Raw genomic sequence first — 25,313 nt, forward strand, 5'->3', positions numbered from 1 at the left:
CGGGATTTATCCTTCCCGGTTTATTTTATAAGCGTTTAATATGGAGCATAAGCGTTTATGTAAAGTGTAGAACTGACCATGCCTAAGAAGGAGCGTGTAATGTGCTATGAAAAAACATAATTCAAAAAAAAAGAGTCTTACTGACGATCAAATCGAATATAAACAATCTCTGGATAAGCGTGAACCAGGATTTGATCGGATTCCTGACCCTGGTGCCGATTCACCTGCAGCTACCGATATGATTGATGAAGCCGTAGGCCGTGGAATAGACAAACTACGTAATGATTTTACAAAATAAAGCATGAATTATAAGTCACAGGTTTTTGTTAAGCATCACTTGAAGATAAGCATGATCCAACCAATAATTGAGATCCACAGCACAATGCTGATGGAGAGTCCACACAAGAGACCAAAAGAGAAATTACCTTCACTCTTCGGCATAGCACTGCCAAATTTCAATCTAAGCTTCATTTGATTCCAGTTCATAGAACCCCCTCCTTAAGTTCTATTTCGGAATATGAAGCTTATTTTTGTAGACCTATAGTCATGTTTTTAAAAATAAAAAAGGGGTTTTTGTCCTATCAACCTGAGCGCGGCAACAGAATTACAGCTATGCCTACTAAACAAATCAATCCACCAATGAAATCGTACAAGTCAGGTGTCTTTTTATCAATCCACCAGCCCCATGCAATGGAAAGAACAATAAAGACACCTCCGTATGCTGCATATACACGCCCAAAGGAGGAGAAAACCTGGAAGGTGGCAATGACTCCATAGACAGCTAAAATCACTCCGCCGCAAAGTCCGACATACCATGTCTTGCCTTCTCGCAGCCACTGCCAGATCAAATATCCACCTCCGATTTCGGCGATGCCAGCCAAAATAAAAAGTAAAGCTGCCTTTAACACTCCATTTCACATCCCTAATCTTTTTGACTTTTCAGTCATCTCATTAAAGTAATCGGCCTATAATAATAATCAATGCAATTACGCCAACCAGAATAAGCAGATTACTGACCTGACGCCAAAGGCTTGAAGCTCCCTCGGAGTGAAGCTTCCGCTGATTGGCATCAAAGTTTGCTTTGGTTCCCTCAGCATCTGCTGGACTAGAAAATGGTCTGTTTTCTTCATTCATATGAAAACCTCCTTTGCAATCCACTTTAATCATACCAAACTTTTCCGTCGATTTCGCGTTGCATTTATGCTTATACTTTACCGCCATTTCCAAACGGAGCTTCATATGTACGTAGTGTACAAACCATATGTCGATATTTCACTGAATATAAAGTATGATGGCGAATCAAGGTAGAGTGGGTATTTAGACGCCTTTCATTGCAGGACGGTAGTTATGGTATAATTTAGTCAACTTGTTCAAGATCATAACCAGAGCACAACAGTTACTCACCCTGTCCTAAAACTTGCATCTAAGAATCCACATCTGCGGTTACAACCTGCATATTCTGTTTGTAGACCTAGGAGGAGGATACGGATGTCCCCTATTTTTATAGCTAGTTTAATGATAATGGGTATATTTTTATTTCAGGCAGCCATCATTTTGGGCATCATACATTGGGTTTCTAAACGTACCAAGCGTCCAGCACAAACCAAAATGTACCTTATAGTGGGTTTGCTTGTTTTTATATCAGGCTTCCTTGTGTGGGACAATTGGATACAATCGCAGGAACTCAATGGGTGGACTATGATTAGTCTGATAATGATCATGATTAGCGCCTACATACAACTTAGAAAACACAAAGAAAAACACTAATCCCATTACCAGCATCAAAGGAGGAGCGCCATGAAATCTCACTCAACACGCTTTTGGTTACAGAGGGTGCTACTGCTAATGCTTGTTTTACTCTTTAGCGGCTCTCAACAATCGTTCATTGTTGCCGATGCCGCCCCGCCAATTAATGCTCATGCCTCTGCCAAAGCCAGGCAATTACTTGCCTATTTAACTAATGTACCGGATGGTATGCTAATTTCTGGACAGCATGATTATTTAGAGGCACCGGATGAACAAAATAACAAGCTGCAACAAATCAGCGGACAATTCGCAGGACTTCACGGCTATGAGTTTGGTGGGTTGGCTAATCAGTCCCGTACTGCTTTACGAGAGCAACGTCAGCGCGTTGTGAATAGTGCTATTGAATGGAGCCAGGACGGCGGAATCGTAGCTATCACCTTTCATCAGGCGTTACCGGGCAAGCCAAAAACGTGGAAAAACGTACAAGCAAAAATTACTCAAGCTGAATTTAATCGTTACATCACGCCGGGTACCCCGCAATATAAGCAGCTCATCGCTGATTTGGACGAGGCGGCTCTGTCCCTTAAGACCTTACGGGATGCGGATGTACCAGTTTTATGGAGACCCTATCATGAAATGAACGGCAACTGGTTTTGGTGGGGGAACAAACAAAATTACGCTAAGCTGTGGGATCTAATGTATGATCGGTTCGTACATGTCCATCATTTAGATAACCTATTGTGGGTCTGGAGTCCCAATGCCCCGAACGCATACAGCACGCCCTATAATCTGTCCTTTCCAGGCATTAACCGGGTAGATGTGCTTGCAGCCGATATCTATAATAATGATTACAAATCCTCCTACTACACTGAATTGCTAAAGCTTGCACAAGGCAAGCCTATGGGAATCGGAGAAAGCGATATTCTGCCAAGTGCGAAGGTGCTACAGAATCAGCCAGCCTGGGCTTATGCTATGACATGGGGAAAGGAACTGTCGGCAACTAATTCGCAGGCAACCATTAGACATTTTATGAACCAAAATAATATTATCACACGAGATCTTCTCCATGAGTCCCTCCGCTGAAAGAAAAAAGCTTGTACTTTGCTCCTAGAGCGAAATACAAGCTTTTTTCATACCCAGTCAAAAGAAACTCTCTAACTATTTCTGATTACCTCTTCAAGATCAAGATCGGCATACGCCTCTTCACCAAGATGTACGGATACAATGGTGTAGATCCGCTTGGTTAATCTAGACATCAGCCGATCACCTGGTGCTACGGAATATTCTTCCCGAAAATCCCCAATCTTGTGAAAACCGCTGGACATGTGGATGTACAAGTTGCCCCTACGTGTTTTACCATGTACCAACATCAAATCTCCTCCTGCTGTGTGACCAACCTAATTTCCCTGTTATATCTATATCGGTCAGAACAAGATAGGATATAAGTCCCTGGTCCCTTCTTTCGTTTCACTCGTTAGTGCACATAAACGAAACGGGCCTGTCAGTGTTATGACAGACCCGTCTTTGTAAAGTTCACTTTTCTAATTAGAAAGAAACTATTATTGATAGGATTCTGCAATCGCATTGGCTGCGATGATTGCATTATACACATCATCAGGACTAACCGGGAACGGCATGTTGATCATCGTATCATTTGCCGCACAAGCAGCTTCAGCCACCTGGCGCCATTCAGCCTCAACAAATTCCTCTACACCCAGGTCACGAAGAGTTAATGGAAGCCCTACATCCTTAACCAGCTTAATCACAGTCTCCAGCTCTTCTTTTGGCGCGTTTTCCAGCACCAGCTGAGTTAACAAGCCAAAAGTAACTTTCTCACCATGCTGTGCTTTGTGGAGCGAAGGAACAGCCGTCATACCATTATGAATAGCATGTGCCGCTGCCAATCCACCTGATTCTGCTCCCACACCACTCAGATAAATAGTCGCTTCAATCGTATCCTCAACCGCACGAGTATACACTTTACGATCCACTGCGCGTTTGGCCTTCACAGCATTTTCCAGCAATGTATCATAACAAAGGCGAGCAAGTCCCAGACCTGTAGTGGAAGGCTTGTTCAGCACCAGATTGTCCCCGTTGGCCTGATAGCAGGCACGAGCTTCAAAATAAGTTGCCAGTGCATCACCAATTCCTGCTGCAAAGAAACGTGCAGGCGCCGCTGCCAAAATACCTGTATCCGCAAGTACTACATCTGGATTCGTAGGCAGGAACAAATATTCATCAAAAGAGCCATCCTTCTTGTAAATAACCGCAAGCGCGGTACAAGGAGCATCTGTAGAAGCAATCGTTGGAAAAATAACAACAGGCAGCTTTTCATAATATGCTGTTGCCTTGGCGGTATCCAGCGTTTTTCCCCCGCCAATCCCTATAATGATGTTCGAACCATGTTTACGTACTAATTCACGGTTACGATCAATCTCTTCTTTTGTACATTCATATTGGAATTTCTCGAAGACCACTTGGTTACCAGCTGCTTCAATCGAAGCACCTGCCTCCTTTTGGGCTCTTTCAAGTATAAACTCATCGCAAATAACATAGGCTTTATCGCCATAATCCTTGATGTAGTCATTTAACGACGAGAGCAGATTTTGTCCAGAAATAAATTTCTTGGGTGAAGTGACGGACCTTACAACATTTGTCATGTAAATTCCTCCTCAGCTTTGACTCATACTCAAATTAATAATGATTTGGGCATGTGACCCCTTAACTATAAACCTCTTTCCACATTATTAAAAGGCTTATTATGGAATATTTTATGAACAAATTGTGTATCTATTATTCTTGAAGAGTCGAAATCCATTCAGAGTACAGGATGCCCATCATAATACGATCATAGCTGTTGCCATCACGGAGAACAGCGGAACGAACTCTACCCTCCAGCTGGAACCCTGCCTTTTCATAGGTACGGATCGCTTGTGTATTGTACTCAATCACATCCAAGCCGACCCGATTAAGATTCAGCTCATAAAACGCATAACGAAGAATGAGACGTATAGCTTCCGCTCCAAACCCCTTGCCACGGTAGTCTGTATTACCTATACCTACTGCCAGCTGCCCGCAGCGATTATTCCACTCAATCCCATGAATAGCAACAAATCCGATCAAGACATCGTCTGCCAATGTTCTTAACCGAAAATAGATCTCGTTAGAGCTAGGAGATCCTTCCGATTCCATCTGTTTCAACGTGTAGGGGAGTGCCAAATCCGTATCTACATTTCGCAAATACTTCGCATCCTCGCCCCATTTGAACATCAGTTCAGCATCTTCTTCCCTAACTGCCGCCAGTTTTATTCGTTCCCCGTAAAACAAATTTTCGATTTTAATAACCCTTCAGCTCCTATTATGAATTGTGTACGATGTTTTCCGTCATCATTGTCATGTTATCCAATGTCCGCAATATGAGCTCTCCCTTATGAATTCAATGTTTAAATTTTACAAAATAATCACCCCTAACACAACCAAATCATTACAATTATCATGGTGGGAAATACAAAAAGACCTTGCAGCTGCAAGGTCTTCGTATTCCTAATATTTGAACAACATAGCAACCAGTTGATATCCAGCTCCGATCGTCCAGAATAGCACATGATCGCCACGCCGGATACGACCTGATCCAATACCTTCATATAGAGCAATGAACGGGCTGCTGGTACCTGTATAACCATAACGATCACCCACATAAATCATCTGATCATCCTCTAGCTCCAAATGATCCTGGATCTTCAACACATTGGCCAATGAAAACTGCGACAGACAATAAGCCCGCACATCCTGAGGCGTCAGCCCATTCTTTTTTATAATGCGTTCAAGCAGCTCAAATGTTGGAGGCAGGGCCATATTGGCGTCGAACGGAAGCCATTGAATATATTTTCCGGGCGCGTTCCTTTGAAGTGTCGCCGCTAACCCCTGAGCTGGGTACAAAATTTTATCTATATTGACGGGGTCCGTAAAATACAGGGAATCTATGAATCCAGTTTCCTCTTCAGTACGCTCCAAAATAACTGCGCACGCAGCATCCCCATAGTTCGCATAAGTAATCTCATCCGCAGGATCGGAAATGAGCGAATTATAATCTGAGCCGATAATAAGCGCTGTCCGTACATCGGGATTAGATAACATCGACCGACTGGCTTGATCGACAGCTACTGTCATCCCTGCACAATTCGCATTGGAATCCATCACTGCCACATCATGTCTGGCCCCAATCGCCTGGTGAACAAACAAGGCATTCATCGGAAACAGCGACTCAGGAACTTGAGTGGAGAACACGATCATATCCACATCACGACCTGTCATACCAGCTTGCTCCAATGCTTTTTGCGCAGCTGCTATCCCCATAGTTAGACCGTTTTCGTTGGGGTCATCAATGATATAGCGGTGTTTTCTTCCCATATGCTCCATGAAGCGCCGGATATCTTTTCCCCGCTCGTCAAAATGGCGAATATAATATTCGTTATTCAACGAGTGGGACGGATGATACGCTCCCAGTGCTTTTATTCTGATATGGCTCATCAGGTTTCCCCCTTACTCATACGTCAGCGCATTATTGTACTACAATATCTACGTTGTTTAATCCTGCTTCACGTGCTACGCGACCAAGCTGCATTTTAATAATCGTTTGCTGGAGGCTGATAACAAAAATTATTTTGGCAAATCCAGTTTCTTTATAACGTGCAAAAGAACCCTTCAGTTTCTCTACTTCACCTGGTCCCAAAAGTGCCATTTGGGTGCAGTCTACCTTGAGTGTAAAGCTCGATGCCTGAATAGATGAAGTTTTGGCGATATAATCCTTTACAAAGCTGTCGTACTCCTCTTGGCTAAAAACTCCATTCACTGCCATATGTACCGTTTTAATGACTTGATCCACTTCGATGGTATAAGGATGTTGACTCATTTTAGAAAGACTCCTTTGATTTCATTTTTTGTCTATTAAGAGTATCGGAATAATAGGTAGAATTTTTAATATAAAACGAGATACATCACCCCTAATATATTACAAAATTGTGAATACACAAAAAGCCGTCACCACTTCTAGAAGAAGCTACTGACGGCTGAAAAAATTACAAATGCTCATATGGAATTAATTCGTAAATGTATGACGACCAAGTGAGATGACAGCCGGACGGCTTTTACTCCATTTGGCTGTGGCAATCGCTGGGTTGTAATAAAACAAGGACCCATTGGTCGGATCAGCCCCATTAAGTGCCTGTCTGGCTGCTCGGTACGCAGTCTTGTTGGGCTTCAGGCGGTATTGACCATCCTGTACAGCGGTGAATTGACCCGGCTGTAAAATAACGTCGGGAATCGAGCTTGGAAACTCGCCGGACTGCACACGGTTTAATACGACAGCGCCAACAGCTACTTGTCCTTCAAACGATTCCCCACGCGCCTCGGAATAAATGATCCGTGCCAGTTGATCCAACGCGGTTACGCGGACCTTTCCGAACGAATCCAGCTTGGCCTGTGTTGCCGCTCCCGCTATACCATCAGGCGTCAGACCGTTATCCCGCTGAAAACGAGCCACCGCTTTGCTGGTCAAAGAGCCATAGTATCCCGTAAAACCAGCTTTGAAGTAACCGAGTGAATGAAGCTGCTGTTGAAGCTCCAGCACCCGTTCGCTTTGAATCCCTTTCTTTAAAGCTGACGATTGTGCCTGTGCTTGTCCTGGTGCGACTGATAATACTGTACCTAACATGCATGCGCAGGACAGGATTAAAATAGATAATTTTTTCATATTCCAGACAACCTCCTCTTTCATGTTCTGTCCGGTGCAACCATTCCGGCCTGTACAACTCAGGGACGTTTATCCGATGATGCTTCTTTTGCCATAACTTATGACTAGCTGCGGAAATGACGCGTGGCTATATATGGAATCGGATATTGATGCATTCACACGTCCGTTGCAGTATACCACAAGCCGCATTTACGTATCATCCGGCTCTGGTCCTAAGAATAACTAAGCTAATAAAACACCATTCCTAAGGGGCTGACGTGTATGAGAGGGCAATAGACCACATTTCGACTACACTTGAATACGTGACTTTTTTCGCTATTTTTCGATTCAATCTACCCAGGACCTGAATCTGACATTTGCTTTTTCAAACCACATTTTGTGCACATAAATATAGGCGAATGCATAGGGTAGCGTACGATCATTCATTTCGAGTAACAGAAAGGCAGGAAAGGACACGTGAATTCATATATGGATTACACCTCTCCCACTGTACAGTTCACCTATGATTTAAGCGACAATATTTTGTTTCAGAAAGATGCTCAGAACTCAATCAACGAGCTGTCGATCCAGCAGCTGAATACATTAGCAAATGTATCGCTACTGGATATCCGTCTCAGCACTGCTAATGTTGTAGAGCCTCACTACCATCAAAATGCCACAGAACTAATATACTGTATTTCTGGAGCAGTGACCGTGTCACTGATTAATCCCTTTACTCGCGAGTTACGACATTTTCCGATTACACCTGGACAGGTGGCTAACGTCCCTCAGGGATGGTGGCATTATCTAGTCGCCACGGTGGACAACACTCACTTGTTGGCGATTTTTAACGCTCCAGTCCCTGAATTCATTTTAGGCTCCGATGTTTTGCGGCTAACGCCGAGTAACATTATGGCTCATACTTACTGCCTGGATGAGAAAAAGGTTCAGGAAGCGCTCGCCCCTATTAAAAAACCTGTCATCATCGGTCCTCCCAATGACTGCAAGCAGCAGCCACCTCGAAAACCAGGGATTCATGTAAGGCTAAACGATACTTCATCACATCGTCAGATCGCCCCCCAAAGAGGTTACACCTATACTCATGGATACCCTGGCTTTTCCTTTAATCCCTATCAAGAGCAAGATTAACCCTAGTCAGACCTGAAGTACGCCGGAATCCCCCTTCCCTGTATGTTCGCCGTTACCATAAGACTTTCCCTCTCATAAAATGCCAATGTGTATAAGAGGGGGTGATTGAATGGACGCTTACTACAACTGTTTGAACTGTATGAATAAAAAGGTGCGTATTCTCACCATTGACGGAAAACAGTACGAAGGAACCATTACGGATGTGGATCGTAAAAATGTGTACTTAAAAACCGAGCGGAACGGACGTGTACAAACGTCTGCCTTTTATCCTTACGGGTATGGTGATCAAATCTTAACTTTGAGCCTATTTACCCTATTAGCGATTGCTTTAATTTAATCCTCATCCATCTCCCGTTTCGGCTTATTGATGCCAAAACACCCCATTTGACAGCTCCCCAGCCCTGCACAGTTGTGTTGGGCTTGTGCGCTGTTATTTGGGGTGTTTTATCATACAATCCATTCTCTAAAGCACTTAACCCCCCACCGGTAATATACCAATGAGGGGTTAAGCTACTCAATTGAATTTAGATCCAGAAAGACTTTGTAATGATAACGAGCAGAATGAACAATACCAGAATAGCTCCTGTCGATGTCCAAACGCCTGGGTAGCCCCCTACCGAACCGCCACCGCAACCTCTTTCACATTCACTCATGGATCATTGCCTCCTTTAATTCAAGGTACAACATAGCTTATGTATGGAGCTTTCCTATGGACCGGGCTTTTTGGCAATGTTATGAATATTTTCACGGATGGGCATTAGCCTACACCTTTCCTAGGCAGGAGCATAGGATATCACAACTAATCCTGAAGGAGTGAAGCAATTGAATTCAAATCAAATGTTTAATTATAACGTTAACCAACCTTTTCCTCACCATCCTACCTCCCACCATGTCGTGGTACACCCCGTAGATCCATATGTCGTAGAGACATTAAAATCAATGATCGGCAAGTACGTTGTACTTGAAACAACACGTGGCAGAATTGATGGATGTGTAGTAGATAGTAAGCCTGACCATGTCATCTTGGATGTATACGGAAAAAAATTCTTTGTTCGAATCAGCGAAATCGTATGGATCATGCCCAGCTAAACAAATCAGACATTAAAAATCCTCGCAGATCCTATCCGGATTCGCGAGGATTAATCATGACATGAACCTTCTAATCAAGCGAGCCTGCCAATGAAGCACGAAGTTCATCTATCGTTCCATTGTACTCATCTAGATCGACTTGGCCGCTAATACCTGGAACACTGCCTGTGCTACTGTATTGCCAAGCCCACCAGCTATTCCAAGCTGGAACTGCGGTCGGCTTTTGCGTAGTGCTGTATCGCGCTACCCACAATTTATACATAGAAAACGTAGGATCAAACTTGGAAGCAAAGACATTTCCCGTGTATACGATCGGCTCACGTCCGGTAAGCTTCTCCATTTCATCCAAAAATGCATGAGCCACTTCACTGATCTGTGCGGAAGTAAGACCTTTAGGATTATTTTCGTAATCCATCACAGGGGGCAGATCCAGCCTTCCTCCTGCTGAATCTAGAGCCCTGGCGAAATTAGCTGCTTCCTGGCGAGCTCCATCTACGGTAGTTGCGTTTAAAAAGTGATAAGCGCCAACCAGGATGTTAGCATCTCTGGCCCCCTGAACATTTGCTAAAAATTGATTATCTTGATACTTGGTGCCCTCTGTAGCTTTAATAAAAGCAAATGTCTTGCCTGCTGCCGCCACCTGCTGCCAATCAATATTGCCATTATGGTGCGAGACGTCAATCCCCTGCGCGTGTCCGTCAGAAGAAATCGTAGGCTCAACAGGTATAGTAGATATAACAGTATCGGTAGATGCTGACTCCTCCGAAGCCTGATCCAACGCTATGACAACTTTACCATCATCTGCATTAATAAGATGAAAGGGTGTGCTGTGATCAAGATCAACCACAATACGTGCCGAGGCTGGGTTTGTGCTAAACATGGAGTATCTTACCTTGGAAGCATCTAGATCTTCTGTGACTAGAAAGCTTCCTTGTCCACCATTGTTAATAGATTGCGAAGCTGGAAATTCCTCGCCAAACTTCGAATCAGGTATATCTATAACAATACGATCTGGTTGAGTCAATGTGGTTACTTTGGGGCTTACCTTTCCATCCACCGTTATCATCAATTCGTGATTGTTGAAGTTAATTTGGTGTATAGCTGTACGCTCACTCTCTGTAGCATCACTTGCAGCTTGAGTAGCAGAGTGATCATGGGTGGTCACGCTGTTTTCGCTTGAAGCAGACGGAGTCGTCAAAAATACGGTTTTAAGTTCGTTGTTCCATACCACTTCAACTCCTGTCTGTTCAGATACAAAACGAAGTGGAACATAAGTCGTCCCCCCGTTCAGCAAAGGAGCTACAGCCAGCCCCATCGGTTGATCATTAACTGAGGCAATGGGATTGTTGACCTGAAGGCTCAGGTTGAGATTTTGTTTATGTATAGTTATGGTACCTGTCTTGGATTCCCAATTCACACGATAACCCAATTCCTCTACAATAAGACGGAGTGGAACCAGCACATTGCCCTTTACTTCCTGAATCTGCGCACCCTTGCTGACACTTATATCTTTACCGTCCAGCTGAATATGTGAATTTGAAGACGCAGCGTGACTTTCTCCTGGAAATGCTAATAGAAACAGAAACAAAAAAGCAAATAAACTAATTTTCTTCATATGTACCCTACCAATCTCTAATTTTTCACTATGTAAATTTTACATTCTATGCACCTCTGAAGCCTCCATTTTGATAGACGCGACTCCTATGTAAAAAGTTACGATTCATTCATTATATATTTCAGCCTTGTAATACGAAAGCACTAAAAAGCTCCGCCAGCTATACGCAAGCAGAGCTCTTTCCAGTTTTACTAATCTCATTTGCTACAATCTCATCACAAGCACATACTTCCAATTTATACAGTTACAAACGTTAGCCCTACAAGAATAATCGAAGTAACAGACAGTACAAGTAAGGGCAGCATTGCTTTCTCTCTTAAAGTCTTAAAGCTCACATTCAGCCCCATGCCTACCATAGCCATCGTTAACATAAAGGTAGTAAGCTGAGAAAGTTCGTTCATTAGATTAGGTGGAACTACAATATATTTTCCAAAAACATAACTTCCCAAAATACTTGCCGCAATAAAGCCAATGAGGAACCAGGGGAACTCCACTTTAGTACCTGTACGAATCTTTCCGGTTCGTTTCATCCAATACATTAAAATAAAGCTAAGCGGTATGAGTAAGAAGACACGCCCCAGTTTGGCTAATAAACCCATGGCAAGAGCATCCTGTCCGGCAGGCGCTGCTGCTAAGGCCACATGTGCAATTTCATGTAAGCTGATGCCCGACCAGATTCCATATTGCATATCCGTCAGAGGAAGCCAAGGTCGAAGCACTGTAAACAAAATAGCAAATACCGTTCCGACCAAGGCAATGAGTCCAACTCCTATGGCTGTATCCTCATCGTCCGACTTTAACAAGGGAGATACAGCTGCTATTGCTGCTGCACCGCAAACTCCTGTTCCAATCCCTAGAAGTAGAGAAAGCGAAGCATCTGCCTTACATCGTTTGGCCAGCCAAACCGTAAAAAAAATGGCGAACACCACAGTGCCTACATCACGTAAAAGCAACCCCAGCCCCTGATGAATAACAACATCCATATTCAGCTTCAGTCCATACAACACAATAGCTCCGCGCAGTATTTTCTTAGCTGAAAATTCAATTCCTGAGCGTACAGCTTCAGGATATCCCCACAACTGTCGGTATAGTATAGCGAGAAACATCGCACATGCCAATGGACCTACATAATGAAAGCCTGGTACTTCATTCAGGACGTATCCCGCCAGTGCGAAGATCATCGTTAGCACAATGCCGAATAAAAACCGAAACAATCGACCTTTGTTCAATAAAAGTTTGCTGTGTTGAATATGACTTTTCATGCTGATTCCCTCCAATTCTACATGCATACAGCTTAATATGTATTTTGTCATAAGAAAAATAAATCATTACAATAATGATAATAAGTAAATAGCATGATTAAATTGGAGGAATAAGCTTTGGATCAATCTTTAGTCGTTTTTGTTAGGGTTGCGGAAAAACAAAACTTCACACGAGCTGCTGAGGCACTACATATGACCCAACCTGCGGTAAGTCAATATATTCAAACATTGGAACGCAGTGTAGGAACCCGGCTTTTGGAGCGAAGTAATAAATATGTGCGCTTAACTAAAGCAGGTGAAATTGTGTATCATCATGCCCAGGAGATTATCCGACTCCATACACGTATGCAGTACTTGGTGGATGAGCTAATGCATACGGCAAAGGGTAACCTGTCTATTGGTGCAAGCTACACGTATGGTGAATATGTATTACCACATGTAATTGCGCAAATGAGAATTCAGTACCCACTCATTCAGCCCTCCATTACCATCGGCAATACATTGGAAATTGAAAAGCTCGTGATCCATAATCAACTGGATGTGGGCATTATCGAAGGAGAATTTCAGCATGACCATTTGCACATTGAATCCTTCGCCGATGATGAAATGGTTATTGTCGTTCCGCAAAATCATCGTTTGGCCGGTAAATCTCAAGTGGATATAAATGAGCTGCATGAGGACATCTGGATTCTGCGGGAAGAAGGCTCTGGAACCCGGGAGGCGGCTGAAAAGATGTTTGCACAGCTTCGATTTTATCCTTCTCATATGATGAATTTTGGCAGTACACAGATCATCAAAGAGTCGGTAGAAGCAGGCTTGGGGATTTCTTTGCTGTCCCAATGGGTAATTCAAAAGGAACTTGCTTTGGGAACATTAGAAGTATTGGATATTCTCAATCTCCCGTTCATTCGGAAATTTTCTTTTCTGACCCCTTCTGCGATATTTGAGACGAAAGCAACCACTGCTTTTTTGGAGATTTTGCGAGATTATAATGTGAAAAGGTAATCTGCGAAAGAAAAAAAGCACCCATTAAGGTGCTTGCAGTATAGTCAGTATTATATTTTTATGAGGAGAGATGGTCCTTACCATGGTATAAGAAGTGGGAGAAATCAGCATGGCTTCCTTGGAATTGTTGCATATCATGAGCTGCAATACCTACAAAATTCCCTGTAAATCCTCCAGACAAAAAGCTGATATCCTGTATTTCAAAAAGTCGCGTCCAGGAAGGTTCATCTCCGACTCCATAATAAAATTGTGCATGGGATGCATGAACCTCTACAGCCAAATGTACAGGAAGATCATTCTGAAGGGCAATCACTTGCGGAATTAGCGTAAATGAATTAGCTTCACAGCGCATCATGCGCAGCACTTTTCCCACTCCCTCTTCATAGCTAACATACGCATACAAATAGTCTTCTTCATTGAGATACAGCAAAAGTCCCGCCATTTGCAAATAGCTGGTTGGCTGATACTCCAGTGCTGTTTCTACCCGGAAATGATGATCCGTTTGCCGAATGGCAAGCACGTGATGCTGGAACAGACTTTGTATGGATTCTCCAGCATGGATTCGAAGATAGCCTGGGCGTTGACTTAATGAACACCAGCTATCGTCCGCCAGGATACGCAATGTGTTCCACGTTTTGTCAAGTGTGGGGCCCTCGAAAAAGTCTTCGAAAATATACTTCTGCTGCTCTTGCTGACCCAAGATTGTCCCTTGAGGCGCAGGCACCTCCAATTGGGGTGTATGGCCCCCGGCGGTTAATCGCAGCCAGCCTTCATCATTCCAATATACTTGCTGCAACGCTGTCTCGCGCCCTAAAATAGCGTATTTCCCCTCCACTGGACGTGTACATAAATGAGCCATATACCATTCTCCGTCCGGTGTTTCCACAAGACTGCCATGTCCTGCGCATTGTAAAGGGAAATTCAGCAGATCACGAGACGTAAGCATCGGGTTATGCGGGTCTACTTCATACGGGCCGGTTATCTGCTTGGAGCGTGCTACGGTAACTGCATGCCCCGTACCCGTTCCACCTTCCGCTGTAACAAGATAATAATAACCGTTCTGCCTGTAGATGTGGGGCGCTTCTGTCTTCTTCAATGGAGTGCAATCAAAAATTTTAATAGGCTCACCAACAAGCCGCTGTTGACTGCTGTCATACTCCTGCATGACAATACCCGATGACTTATTGCTTTCCAACATGCGGTAATCCCACAACGCGTTCAGCAGCCATTTGCGTCCATCCTCATCATGAAATAAAGATGGATCAAATCCACTACTATTCAGATAAACGGGTTCCGACCACGGTCCGTTGATCGTGGGTGCCGTTATCACAAAATTATGAACGTCCTTGAACGGACGCTTGGTGCTTTTCACATCCGTATAGAGCAGATAAAAAAGGTTATCCGCATAGCTTAATTGCGGTGCCCAAATGCTGCAATTTTTCGGGTTCCCTCTCAAATCAACCTGGTCAGTCAAAATATCCGTGCAGTGCTCCCAATGAGCCAAATCTTTGGACTGATACACCCGTACTCCAGGCAGCCACTCAAATGATGACACTACAATATAGTAAGTATCTTCGACTCGCGTAATACACGGATCGGGATTAAAGCCTTTTAATATAGGGTTTTGGATCAACATGAGACATCACTTCTCCTTACTTTCCAAAATGTGACTCCCTCAAAAACCTGCTCCTTGCTCCATGCTTTTGTCCTCGCTTCAAAGCAATCCGCCCACGGAACACGCTGCTTACGTAATAAAGCTATTTCATCAGATCCGCCATATTCCTGATAGCAGACGGTTTTCTCATTCGCGACATTGTCCCAATTGTCCCAGCCGCGCGGGTCGATATGGTCGCCCATTTTACAATCGACAAATACGGTTTTGGCATATTCCCGCCATGGACGGCCCAAAAAAACAGGAGTAATATCAGGCTCTGCGGTTAAATAGCAATGATCGAATACATAGCCGTACGTTTGTCCTTGCGGTGTAGAGGCGGCTGTAACGTAGCTTGTATGGTTCTTATGATGACGCAAACTACGAATCTCGCAATCTTCAAAGTAAGCGGTAGCCCCGCCAAAAATGAAATCTATCGTACCCTCGATGTAACAATGCTGATAAAGCTGGCGATAGTGTGCATGGTGTTCTTTCAAAGGAATTCCACCAAACTTTAATCGTTCTTTGGGTGCAGGAGGCAGAGGGCCTGTAAATAACGTGTCCTGGTACCCTTTAAAGGTGCAGTTTCTAAAGACGGTTTGATCACAATGAGCGTATACCGCAACGGCCTGCCCAATGTGTTCTCCCTGTCCGGCCGTGTTGGAAATGAAGAGATTTTCCAAGATCAGATGGCTGCCGCCTATAAATAAAGTCGGTGTCGCAAAGGTTCCTATTTCCTCACCTGCTTCATTCCGCTCCTTGGCATACCGGTCCATACGAATCTCTACCTGCCCGATGCCTATGATATGTAGATTTGAACGGTAAATCCGCACTTCTTCCTCATAGGTACCCGATAAAATAGTTAACGTTTCCATTTCGTTGGAAGGCGATTGCTCCAATACATGAATCGCCTCCTGAATGGTGTGGAAATCACAAAAGGATTCTTTTCCGACTAGCATGGTTACCCCAATCCTTTCATTTGATTTACAAGTGTTCAGCTAAAAATGACTGCCAAGCCGTTCGCATTTCCAATGTCTCCATATGGCCACCGCCCGCAATCACAGGCTGCCAATGCTCAGGGTGACCTGCTTTCTGATAAGCTTCCAACAACCCCTTGGCCAAATGCTCGACTCCTTCTATAGGACACATCCGATCATTTTGACCTGTTATACTCATCCGTGGACGAGGTGCGATCCGCTTTTGAATATCCAGCGTGGTGAAATGCTTCAACAAGCCGGGGACATAGGAATAGAAGCCATGATGATCCAATCCCCTTTTAGCGATCAGCGTATGGGCATCTACCTGTCCGCAGATATCCACCGTGACCTGTATTCGTTCATCTAAAGCAGCCATCCACCATGCCATAAGTCCACCCATCGACATACCGATCGTTGCGATACGGGAAGCATCAATGTCCTCACGCTGACACATATAATCTACCAAACGACGGTTATCATACAGCATCATGCCCCACAGCACCTGACCCTGCCAGAGCATTTCTTTTACCAGCTCGCTCTCGGTTTTGCCTCCACGCTCATTGAAGCCCCACATGTCGATACAGCACACGCAATACCCCATGTCTGTCAGAGCTGTAGCAAACGAGGGCTGCTGTAGGTAAGAACTGCTATGAAGCAGTTCCTTACGTCCATTCGTATAGTTGCCTCCATGCGAATGGTTAAATACGACCAATGGGAACGGACCGCCCCCTTGTAAGGGTGTAGCTACATAAGCGGGTACAGACTCAATCCCATTCAAGTCCAGCAGGAGACACTCCAGTCGATAACCCTCCCGCTCTTCTTGATTGAGTAGAGTCGCCGTTATAGGGCGATCTGCCGGAAGGTCTCCCAACAATGCTTGCAACTTATCCACGTTTTATGCTCCTTTCATCCCCTCCTATTTCACAACATTTTGTTCAGAAGGTTGTATCGTTACTTGTTCTATCAGCTTTTCAGGCTGAGCTGTATTCTTCGAATGACAACGATTGATTTCAACATCTTCCCCATTTTCAATGTAAAAGGCAGGACCTTCATGATTTTCAATCGTAACCTGTTGAAAACGAATATCCCTCACATTACCTAGATAAAAACCACGGTTATTCATATCTTCAATCCCTGTCATCATGGCCGGACGACCGGGGATCGCATTTTTAGCCATAGATATATCAATATTGGAAAATGTAATTTCAGCAATATATTGTTCTGCAAGTCCGTATAAGAAACCAGCCGCCGCATGAACCTGACGTGCCGTGATATTGGAAAAATGGATTCTTCTAAAGCACGGAGTTTCATCAGTAATTGGATAGGGATTTTTATCCCACACATATTTGTCCTTGCCCCGAGGTCCGCAGAAATAATACAGGTTTAGAATAAATGGACAAATGACCTCCTCCATCACAATGTTGCTGATACGAATATCCTCGATGATTCCACCGCGTCCCCGTCTTGATTTCAGACGTATGCCCCGATCCGTTTGCTTGAACACGCAATTGCTGATCGTAACATTACGAATATCTCCGCTCATTTCGCTTCCCAGTACGACAGCACCATGACCATGCACCATTGTACAGTTGGTAATCGTAATATTTTCACAAGGAATCCGCTCATGGGTATCTTCGGTTCCTGCTTTGATCGCAATACAATCATCGCCTACATCAATATTGCAGTTGCTAATACGAACATTGGAACAGGATTCGGGATTAATACCATCCGTATTGGGAGAGTCGGCCGGGTTAAGAATGGACAAATTGTCAATCGTAACGTTATAGCAAGCAATGGGGTTTACAGTCCAACTGGGGGAATTTTTTAACATGAGATCTTTAATGGTCACCCGTTGACAGCGGTCAAAGCTGATTAATTTGGGTCTTGGATACTGCAGCTCTTCAGGGTGATTCCGATGCTTTTCCCACCACGGTTGACCATTTCCGTCCAGTGTTCCGCTGCCTGTAATCGAAATATTCTCAAGATTCTCTCCATAAATGCACGATGCATGTACTTCCCGCTGAACGCCTTCCCATCTGGATTCTACTACAGGGTAATCTGCCAGTTCCGTACTGAAGGAAAGAATTGCGCCGGGGCTTAAATGTAGCTCAATGTTACTTTTCAGAATAATAGCACCCGTCAGGTATGTTCCAGACGGAACAAAAACGGTGCCTCCACCAGCATTACTTGCTGCTTCAATGGCAGCTGCAATCGCCTCTGTCGCCATCGTCGTACCATCCTGAACTGCTCCATAATCTACAATGTTATACAATTGCATTTCGTTCTCTCCTGTCTTTATTTTTTGTGAATAAAACGCAGTAGGCGGAATGGTGCTGGACAAGTGTCAGCGATGTTAAGCACCATCCGCCTGCGTAGTGACAATTCATGTACACTAATGTTCAGCCTATATCTTTATTTTTTCGTTTTCTTATACGCTTCTTCATACTCAGTGGTAATTCGTGCTCCGCCTGACTTTTTCCAGTTTTCTACAGCTGCTTTAAATCCGGCTTCATCAATTTCACCCATAATAAATTTGAAGGAGGCGTCGGTAATGATTTTCTCCAGCTCTGTTCCTTGTTCATTAGCGGTGGCTGAATCCAGTGGCACTGTCGGGTCCAGAACAGCAAATTTATTATTTTCTCGCACTAATTCATTAGCCATTTCCTTTTCCGGATTGGCATCCTTTAAGTTATAGGTCACTTCACTTGGTCTGGAGCTTGAAAATGGCTGAACGTCTGCTTGCCACAAATCTGTATTCGTAATTTTAAAGGAACCATCCTTTTCGATTTTATAATGAGTACCTTCAATACCACCGGTCATGTACATATATACATCTTTGTCAATTAAATCATCTACAAATTGCAGCAGTCTCTTCAACTCAGCTTCTGTCTTTACTTCAGATTTCGGAAATGCCAGCAAGCCTCCTACCCCGCTTCCTTCAGACCATACGTGATATTGGCCATCTCCATTCGAAATCTTGTTAACAGGTACCAGCTTCAGCCCTTTTTGTAAGCCTTGAGACAAGGTTCTAAGGTTAGAGATATCAATCATGCCTGTATAAATCCCTGCTTTACCTTGTGCAAATTGTTGTTGCTGGTCCGTTTTAGCGGTTACGGCAAAGTCTTTGGAGAGGTATCCGTTTTTGTATAATTTATTGGAATACTTTAAGGTCTCCAAATATTGAGGAGTATCAAATTCCGGCGTAAACTTGCCGTTTTCATCTACTTTCCAGCCATTAGGTGTCCCAAAGTAGGAGCTTAATGTTTTGAAGCTGCTGTAACGCAGATCCGATCTGTCAACAAACCCAGTCGTATCATTTTTTCCATTGCCATCTGGATCATCTTCTGTAAACGCTCTTGCAACTTCATACAACTCATCCAGTGTGGTCGGCACTTTCAGTCCTAAGCGATCGAGCCAATCCTGACGAATGACCAGACCCGCCCGAGCCAGATTTTTCTGGAACGGAACACCATACAGTACCCCTTCAATAGAAGCAGCTTCGCGCACTTCAGGCGGGATCTTCTTCAAATTTTCATAATCATCCAAGTATTTGCCTACATCCCAGAATAGTCCTGATTTCAATGAACTACGCACTGATGAATTTGTCATCATCGTCAAAGTCACCATGTCTGCCAATTCACCAGAAGCCAGTGCGGTGGTAATTCTCTCTTCCTTGGAAGCATCCGGCACCCAGTTGAACGTAATTTTGGAATTGGTGTATTCTTCGATTTTGCTTTTAATCGTTTCTGTAGGCGGAGAGGCTGTATGCAATACGTTTAGCCAGGTAAATTCCAGTTTGGATTTGGGATCATAGGTTTGGCTGGCTTGATCCTCAGTCCCCTTGTCACCACAAGCAGTTAGAAAAACACTCATGACCATAAGTCCGGCAAGAAGACCCGATACTCCCTTTTTCATCGCGGTTCTTTTTTTCATCGTGTTTGCTCCTTTTTCGTTTGTATATTCATGCCATATCTTCCTCTTTCACCAGAACATCTCGCTCTATTTTGCTGAATACCTGATGCGTCATCCACATCACGAGATAACCGATGATGCTCGCTCCGGCAAAAGTTAGAATTCCTGGGTACAAGCCTAGAATCAATGCATAAAGCACGACAATAGCTACAAAAAGAACAAGCGTATATTGTAAATACGAAAATCCAATGACGATCGACATCTTGATCTTCAGCTTGATGCCTTTCCAATCATAGTGAGCCAGTAACGGAAAAATGTATGCCAAAGAGATCAGATACAAAAAGGCACCCATCAGTGTCACCACACGAACATACCAGGATGAGACGTTGACGATATCCACGTAGAGCACGTAACCCACAAGGCTGTATAGCCCGCCAATGATGGCTGCTTCCTTAAAGCTTTCTTTAAAGTAACGTACAAACGTCGAGAAAATGGCGACTTCCTCATTGCCCCGAATCCACTGCCTTAAAATACTAAGCATAGCAACGGTTGCAGGCCCTACACCTATAAAACCCAAGCCCAGGATTGTCGCAAACGTCCACAGCAAGTTAAGATAGACCAGGCGTAGCAGGCGCATGCACCATTTGTTCATGTTTTCTACAAACCGTACCATTTTGCATCCTTCCCGTCGTCATTAGTAAACGCCGTCCTCACCAAATTTCTTAGCGAGTCGATTGGAGAACATAATCAGAATTAAACCTACTACACCTTTGAAAAGTCCTACCGTCGTACTGAAACTTAATTGTCCATTCTTTAAGCCCGCAGTATAAATATAGGTGTCAAAGATTTCGGCAACCTCGCGGTTTAATGAGTTCAATAGCAGATACATATGTTCAAAGCCCAAATCCAGCGTGCTACCGATTTTCAAAATTAACAAAGTAATAATAACCGGGCGGATCGCTGGCAACGTCACGTGCCATGTCTTTCTCAAACGTCCAGCACCGTCCATTTCTGCTGCCTCATACAATTGTGTATCCACCACTGTAATTGCAGATAAATAAATGATGGTAGACCAGCCAAGTTCCTTCCAAATCACTTGCCCGATATAGACCGTTCGCAGCCACTGCGGTGATGTTAAGAAGCTGATCTTCTCACCACCCAGCGCGGCAATCAGTTCATTCAGCACACCGCCGTCCACCGTCAGGAATACATAAGAAATCGAAACGATGATAACCCATGACATAAAGTGCGGAATGTAGATGATGGTTTGAATTATATTTTTGAAAAACATCTTCCTAACCTCGTTCAGCATGAGCGCCAATATAATGGGCAATGGAAAAAAGATTACAATATTCAGTGCAAATAAAACCAGCGTATTGCGAAGCAACATAAAAAACGTAGGCTCTGTAAACAAACGAATAAAATGCTTCATTCCTACCCATGGACTGCCTGTAATTCCCTGAAAGGCTTGATAATCCTGAAATGCAATTACCAATCCTCCCATAGGGAAGTACTTGAAAATAATGAAGTACACCAACCCGGGTAAAACCATCAGATAGAGCAGCTTGTGTTTCTGCATTCGTAAAAGGCTTTCCGTCGTTCTTTTGTTCTTTTTCATTTTCATCTTCATGTTTGGTGCGGGGACACTTGAAACTTTCATTAGTTCGACCTCCTTCAAACGTTCCTGTATACGCTTTCAAGAGTACGTTATTTTCGTCATTCCGCATATAATCATCAAATGATAGCGTTTACAAAAGTAGGCGAACAGCCTACTTTACAGCCTTTTCACCTTAGCTAATGATTACTACACAACTTAATGATCATCCTCTTTTTTCCACGCTTAGAGAACACCTCAAGATTTGATTATATACGGAATTCTTTCCTCTTGATAAGGTTTACATGTAAACGATTACAAGGAGGTCACCCACATTGGAACAACCATTAATCAGACCAAAATCACGAAAAAAAGAATCACTGGGCAGTCGTATTTTCAACATTGTAAACAGTACACTTTTGATTCTCATTGCCCTCACTTGTCTCTTACCTTTTTTGAATATCATCGCCAGCTCATTTGCTTCAACTGAGGAAGTAGTGGCCAAGAAGTTCATTTTATTCCCTGTAACTTTTTCACTGGATGCTTATCGCTATATCCTATCCACTCCAACGATTTTTAGAGGACTTGGGGTTTCGGTCGGAGTAACGATCGTGGGTACAGTTGTAAGTATGATTTTTACCGCTTTTATGGCTTATGGATTATCCCGAAAATATCTGCTTGGCCGCAATACGATTAACTTCATTGTCGTGTTTTCTATGTTGTTTAGCGGGGGGATGATTCCGACATTCCTCGTTGTCAAAAGCATGGGACTGATCAATTCGTATTGGTCCTTGATTCTGCCCGTAGCTATTAATGCATTTAACCTGATTATCATGCGTAACTTTTTTCAGGCATTGCCGGATGATTTGGAGGAATCGGCCAAGATGGACGGGTGCAACGATTTTGGTATCTTCTTTAAAATTATGTTGCCATTAGCCCTGCCTTCTATTGCAACCATTTCTTTATTCTACGCTGTTGCCTACTGGAATACGTATATGCACGCCATTCTCTATATCAATGACTCTGCCAAATGGCCAATTCAAGTCTTACTTCGCCAAATTGTTATCGTCTCCAGCGGTATGCAGGCAGAAGGAACTGCGGTAGATGTCATCCCGCCTGCGCAGACGATTAAGATGGCGGTCATTGTTATAGCGACCGTTCCGATGTTAATCGTGTATCCATTTGTGCAAAAGCACTTTGTCAAAGGAGCCTTGCTGGGGGCGGTTAAAGGTTAATTGGCTTGCTTCATCTTTCGATAAGCCCCTGGTGTAACCTGTTCTTTTTTTCGAAAAGAGCGGATAAAGTTTTGCGAATTATGATATTGAAGCCGCTCGGCGATTTCTTTAATCGTCATATCTGTCTCAACGAGCCATTTCTTGCTCATTTGCAGGCGATAGCCCATCAGATATTCACTAAACGTCGTTCCGTATTCTTTTTTGAAAATACTGCTTAAATAATTTGGATTGTAATGCAGTCGATCTCCAATGAGTTCTAATGATAATTCCTGGTCATATTCAGCACGGATAATCGCGGCAATTTTCTCAGAGAGACAGCGGAATTGCTGGTTGGTCTTCTCCTTCATGCTTTTTACCATGGGGAAAATAACCTGTTCCAGCAGCATGCGTTCTATCTCCTCCGGGTTACGGATATCCAGCAAACGGTGATACAAGGCATGATTGTCTTGCGTTAGCAGTACTTCAATCCCTAATAGCTGCTCTAATTGGATGAGGTTATTGACAAAGCGTACCAGCAGCACTTCAAAGTTCATGGAATGGTTGTTCTTTGTCATCATTTCCGCCAACAAAGAGTGCACGGTATGATATACCTGCTCTTCATCTCCTATGCGGATGGCATCAAACAGTTTGGATTCCAATTCCGCAGGATAATGCAGCAGCACCGGACCTGAAATGACCATGGAAATATCCTCATAAAAAATAATCGACTCTTTACCTAGGTTTAAACGGTGATGCAATGCTTGCTTGCTCATCTCACAAGCTTCTTTACTTTCTAATAAGTTATCATACGCTGTGCTAATACCGATGCTGATGGATACATTCAAATACTCTTTTACATTCTGAATCAAAAGGGTCGCATGATCCAGCACTTGCTTTCTCATTTCCTGTGCACTCTTACCTGCCAAAATTAATATGGTAGCCTGGGTGTTATCGTTCAAAATGATGGGAAGCATACGCTGCTGCTCAGGAATCGTTTCTTCTACGATTTTGTTAATAGCCAGCAGTAAAACATCTTTATCCGAAGGTTCTCGATCTCCCAGATTATCCAGTTGAACCAGCAAGGTAATATACATTTGATTCTCGATCTGCGGGTAGCCCAAGCGTGGCATTTTTCGTGCCAATTCCTCTGCGGAAACACGTTTGCGAAACAGGTTGAGAATCAATTGCGTTTCCAACTGTGGCATTTCGGACTGAATGAGACTTTCCAAGCTTTCCTTCTCTGTTACAATGTTGTCGATGGAATTAATAATCCACTCAATTTCATTTTTAGAAGGTTCATTTTTGAAAGCGAAGTTAGGATTTTTCGGTAAGCTGCGTTTTATTTGCTGGAATGGCTTGGTAAAGTAAATGGCAATGATGTATGCCACCACCACCATTAAAAGCGTTAATACAAGGCCCATCATGATAATCCCAAATTTGGTCGTTTGAAACGCGTTTGCAATCTCTTTTTTATCTAATACCGTTAAGTAAGTCCAATTGTTGTAGGCAGATTTAGCATAAATGATTTGCCGTGCTGGTTGATGCTCCGTCTTCTCCAATGTCAGCATGCCCGTGTTGTTTGACTTAGCAGTAACCTCTGAAATGTGCTGAAGCTGCTGAGTAGACAATAAGGGAGTAGCAGGCTCAGTTTCGTACATTAAGTCGCCTTTGTTATTCAAAATAAACACAGGCATATGATCCTCTGTTTGAATGGTATGACTTAACGTCTGCGATGAAATATCAGACAGTGCAATGGCCTGCTTCTTTTTGGAAAACACAGGCAAGGTATTCACAAAACGGATTCCTTTATCTGTTTTAATCCAGAATAGTCCCTTATCCTGGTGGTCGATATAGGTACTAATCAGCTTTTCTCGTTCCGATTTCGTTAAATAAGACAAGCTTCCATTGGAAATTCTCCAATTCTGATTTAGACTGATCAGTGAATATTCCGTTCCTTCTAATCCCATCGTAGCAATATAGTTGAGCTGGGTATTCACATTCCGATACGCTACAAAATCTTTTTCTGTAATGGGATTTTTGACAACTTCATTAAAGGAACTGGTCGTGCTATACGTATTAAAAGCGTATTCAATCGTTTGGATTTTCTGTTCCAGGCTATTTCTGATCTGCGCCATGTAGCTTTGCTTGGTATTGGAAACTCTCTCCACAACGGAGCTAATTGTTGTAAAATAGATATAGCTGCCAAAGCTGGCCACCAATCCTATTCCCAAAACCAGAATCGTAATAAAAATAGTGTAGAACATTCTTCCTTTTTTCATTGCGCTCCCCCTTTGGTTCTTGGTATCACACCAAATTATAGCGCTTTCATAACAAGGTTTAAATCATTTTTTTCACGTGTGCATTATTT

General features: G+C 43.4%; 27 protein-coding genes. 7 read left to right on the forward strand and 20 right to left on the reverse strand.

Annotated features, from left to right (window positions below; translation table 11 throughout):
• The first annotated feature begins 106 nt into the window (after nucleotides 1-106).
• Complete coding sequence (locus tag MKX36_RS15905; protein ID WP_025365320.1) at nucleotides 107-298, forward strand: hypothetical protein; 192 nt, start codon at nucleotides 107-109, stop codon at nucleotides 296-298.
• 35 nt (nucleotides 299-333) lie between these two features.
• Here MKX36_RS15905 and MKX36_RS15910 read toward each other — a convergent pair whose 3' ends face one another.
• The 3 genes from MKX36_RS15910 to MKX36_RS15920 form a co-directional block, all read right to left on the reverse strand.
• Nucleotides 334-486, reverse strand: a complete 153-nt coding sequence (locus MKX36_RS15910; RefSeq protein ID WP_164964474.1) for a hypothetical protein — start codon at nucleotides 484-486, stop codon at nucleotides 334-336.
• A gap of 95 nt (nucleotides 487-581) precedes the next feature.
• A complete protein-coding gene (locus MKX36_RS15915) occupies nucleotides 582-908 on the reverse strand; it encodes a YnfA family protein (RefSeq protein ID WP_013371956.1) in 327 nt (108 codons plus the stop codon).
• Nucleotides 909-951: 43 nt separating this feature from the next.
• Nucleotides 952-1,134: a hypothetical protein gene (locus MKX36_RS15920; RefSeq protein WP_016821496.1), complete on the reverse strand. Its 183-nt coding sequence runs from the start codon at nucleotides 1,132-1,134 to the stop codon at nucleotides 952-954.
• Between the two features lie 663 nt (nucleotides 1,135-1,797).
• On the opposite strand from MKX36_RS15920, the gene MKX36_RS15925 reads away from it, so the two are divergent.
• Nucleotides 1,798-2,829, forward strand: a complete 1,032-nt coding sequence (locus tag MKX36_RS15925) for a glycosyl hydrolase (protein ID WP_044785305.1) — start codon at nucleotides 1,798-1,800, stop codon at nucleotides 2,827-2,829.
• Between the two features lie 71 nt (nucleotides 2,830-2,900).
• On the opposite strand, the gene MKX36_RS15930 is transcribed toward MKX36_RS15925, so the two are convergent.
• From MKX36_RS15930 to MKX36_RS15955, 6 genes are all read right to left on the reverse strand, one after another.
• Nucleotides 2,901-3,116 carry a hypothetical protein gene (locus tag MKX36_RS15930; RefSeq protein WP_013371960.1) on the reverse strand — a complete coding sequence of 72 codons (216 nt, stop codon included), beginning with the start codon at nucleotides 3,114-3,116 and terminating at the stop codon, nucleotides 2,901-2,903.
• Nucleotides 3,117-3,305: 189 nt separating this feature from the next.
• On the reverse strand, nucleotides 3,306-4,406 hold the full coding sequence (locus MKX36_RS15935) for a glycerol dehydrogenase (protein WP_016821499.1): 1,101 nt from the start codon (nucleotides 4,404-4,406) through the stop codon (nucleotides 3,306-3,308).
• Between the two features lie 133 nt (nucleotides 4,407-4,539).
• Nucleotides 4,540-5,073, reverse strand: a complete 534-nt coding sequence (locus tag MKX36_RS15940; RefSeq protein ID WP_016821500.1) for a GNAT family N-acetyltransferase — start codon at nucleotides 5,071-5,073, stop codon at nucleotides 4,540-4,542.
• Nucleotides 5,074-5,289: 216 nt separating this feature from the next.
• Nucleotides 5,290-6,276, reverse strand: a complete 987-nt coding sequence (locus MKX36_RS15945) for a ketoacyl-ACP synthase III (RefSeq protein ID WP_016821501.1) — start codon at nucleotides 6,274-6,276, stop codon at nucleotides 5,290-5,292.
• A 31-nt stretch (nucleotides 6,277-6,307) separates the two neighbouring features.
• The gene (locus MKX36_RS15950; RefSeq protein ID WP_016821502.1) at nucleotides 6,308-6,658 is read right to left on the reverse strand and encodes a hypothetical protein; all 351 of its coding nucleotides are present in this window, start codon (nucleotides 6,656-6,658) and stop codon (nucleotides 6,308-6,310) included.
• A gap of 186 nt (nucleotides 6,659-6,844) precedes the next feature.
• Nucleotides 6,845-7,498 carry a cell wall hydrolase gene (locus MKX36_RS15955; protein WP_016821503.1) on the reverse strand — a complete coding sequence of 218 codons (654 nt, stop codon included), beginning with the start codon at nucleotides 7,496-7,498 and terminating at the stop codon, nucleotides 6,845-6,847.
• Nucleotides 7,499-7,954: 456 nt separating this feature from the next.
• Here MKX36_RS15955 and MKX36_RS15960 point away from each other — a divergent pair, with 456 nt between their 5' ends.
• Together MKX36_RS15960 and MKX36_RS15965 are read left to right on the forward strand one after the other, a co-directional pair.
• Nucleotides 7,955-8,626 (forward strand): cupin domain-containing protein, encoded by a 672-nt coding sequence (locus MKX36_RS15960; RefSeq protein ID WP_031461763.1) that lies wholly within the window; start codon nucleotides 7,955-7,957, stop codon nucleotides 8,624-8,626.
• Between the two features lie 109 nt (nucleotides 8,627-8,735).
• Nucleotides 8,736-8,963 (forward strand): hypothetical protein, encoded by a 228-nt coding sequence (locus MKX36_RS15965; protein WP_016821505.1) that lies wholly within the window; start codon nucleotides 8,736-8,738, stop codon nucleotides 8,961-8,963.
• Between the two features lie 187 nt (nucleotides 8,964-9,150).
• Here the strand turns inward: MKX36_RS15965 and MKX36_RS15970 are convergent, their stop codons facing one another.
• Complete coding sequence (locus MKX36_RS15970) at nucleotides 9,151-9,279, reverse strand: hypothetical protein (protein WP_016821506.1); 129 nt, start codon at nucleotides 9,277-9,279, stop codon at nucleotides 9,151-9,153.
• Between the two features lie 169 nt (nucleotides 9,280-9,448).
• On the opposite strand from MKX36_RS15970, the gene MKX36_RS15975 reads away from it, so the two are divergent.
• On the forward strand, nucleotides 9,449-9,715 hold the full coding sequence (locus MKX36_RS15975; RefSeq protein WP_045244401.1) for a DUF2642 domain-containing protein: 267 nt from the start codon (nucleotides 9,449-9,451) through the stop codon (nucleotides 9,713-9,715).
• A gap of 70 nt (nucleotides 9,716-9,785) precedes the next feature.
• Here MKX36_RS15975 and MKX36_RS15980 read toward each other — a convergent pair whose 3' ends face one another.
• The gene (locus MKX36_RS15980; protein ID WP_290403001.1) at nucleotides 9,786-11,330 is read right to left on the reverse strand and encodes a GH25 family lysozyme; all 1,545 of its coding nucleotides are present in this window, start codon (nucleotides 11,328-11,330) and stop codon (nucleotides 9,786-9,788) included.
• Between the two features lie 236 nt (nucleotides 11,331-11,566).
• Nucleotides 11,567-12,592 carry a YeiH family protein gene (locus MKX36_RS15985; protein WP_117288984.1) on the reverse strand — a complete coding sequence of 342 codons (1,026 nt, stop codon included), beginning with the start codon at nucleotides 12,590-12,592 and terminating at the stop codon, nucleotides 11,567-11,569.
• A 117-nt stretch (nucleotides 12,593-12,709) separates the two neighbouring features.
• Between MKX36_RS15985 and MKX36_RS15990 the strand changes: the two genes are divergently transcribed.
• Nucleotides 12,710-13,597 (forward strand): LysR family transcriptional regulator, encoded by an 888-nt coding sequence (locus MKX36_RS15990; RefSeq protein ID WP_025365328.1) that lies wholly within the window; start codon nucleotides 12,710-12,712, stop codon nucleotides 13,595-13,597.
• A 58-nt stretch (nucleotides 13,598-13,655) separates the two neighbouring features.
• Here MKX36_RS15990 and MKX36_RS15995 read toward each other — a convergent pair whose 3' ends face one another.
• From MKX36_RS15995 to MKX36_RS16025, 7 genes are all read right to left on the reverse strand, one after another.
• Nucleotides 13,656-15,233 carry a glycoside hydrolase family 43 protein gene (locus tag MKX36_RS15995; RefSeq protein ID WP_340865009.1) on the reverse strand — a complete coding sequence of 526 codons (1,578 nt, stop codon included), beginning with the start codon at nucleotides 15,231-15,233 and terminating at the stop codon, nucleotides 13,656-13,658.
• Nucleotides 15,227-16,207, reverse strand: coding sequence for a pectinesterase family protein (locus MKX36_RS16000; RefSeq protein WP_340865010.1), 981 nt, complete (start codon nucleotides 16,205-16,207; stop codon nucleotides 15,227-15,229). The genes MKX36_RS15995 and MKX36_RS16000 overlap by 7 nt, the downstream gene beginning before the upstream one ends.
• A 25-nt stretch (nucleotides 16,208-16,232) precedes the next feature.
• Nucleotides 16,233-17,117, reverse strand: a complete 885-nt coding sequence (locus MKX36_RS16005) for a dienelactone hydrolase family protein (RefSeq protein WP_113049898.1) — start codon at nucleotides 17,115-17,117, stop codon at nucleotides 16,233-16,235.
• A gap of 24 nt (nucleotides 17,118-17,141) precedes the next feature.
• Entirely contained in the window at nucleotides 17,142-18,503 is a 1,362-nt protein-coding gene (locus tag MKX36_RS16010; protein ID WP_025365332.1) for a glycoside hydrolase family 28 protein, read from the reverse strand.
• A 134-nt stretch (nucleotides 18,504-18,637) separates the two neighbouring features.
• On the reverse strand, nucleotides 18,638-20,158 hold the full coding sequence (locus tag MKX36_RS16015) for an extracellular solute-binding protein (protein ID WP_019688014.1): 1,521 nt from the start codon (nucleotides 20,156-20,158) through the stop codon (nucleotides 18,638-18,640).
• A gap of 28 nt (nucleotides 20,159-20,186) precedes the next feature.
• Nucleotides 20,187-20,810, reverse strand: a complete 624-nt coding sequence (locus MKX36_RS16020) for a YesL family protein (protein ID WP_340865011.1) — start codon at nucleotides 20,808-20,810, stop codon at nucleotides 20,187-20,189.
• Between the two features lie 21 nt (nucleotides 20,811-20,831).
• Nucleotides 20,832-21,797 (reverse strand): ABC transporter permease, encoded by a 966-nt coding sequence (locus MKX36_RS16025; protein WP_016821517.1) that lies wholly within the window; start codon nucleotides 21,795-21,797, stop codon nucleotides 20,832-20,834.
• A 269-nt stretch (nucleotides 21,798-22,066) separates the two neighbouring features.
• Between MKX36_RS16025 and MKX36_RS16030 the strand changes: the two genes are divergently transcribed.
• Nucleotides 22,067-22,966 (forward strand): carbohydrate ABC transporter permease, encoded by a 900-nt coding sequence (locus MKX36_RS16030; protein WP_290402996.1) that lies wholly within the window; start codon nucleotides 22,067-22,069, stop codon nucleotides 22,964-22,966.
• On the opposite strand, the gene MKX36_RS16035 is transcribed toward MKX36_RS16030, so the two are convergent.
• Complete coding sequence (locus MKX36_RS16035; RefSeq protein WP_340865012.1) at nucleotides 22,963-25,224, reverse strand: helix-turn-helix transcriptional regulator; 2,262 nt, start codon at nucleotides 25,222-25,224, stop codon at nucleotides 22,963-22,965. The two genes, MKX36_RS16030 and MKX36_RS16035, sit on opposite strands and share 4 nt — an antisense overlap.
• Nucleotides 25,225-25,313: the final 89 nt, after the last annotated feature.

It is taken from the genome of Paenibacillus sp. FSL W8-0439 (genome assembly GCF_038008995.1).
Lineage (GTDB): Bacteria > Bacillota > Bacilli > Paenibacillales > Paenibacillaceae > Paenibacillus > Paenibacillus polymyxa.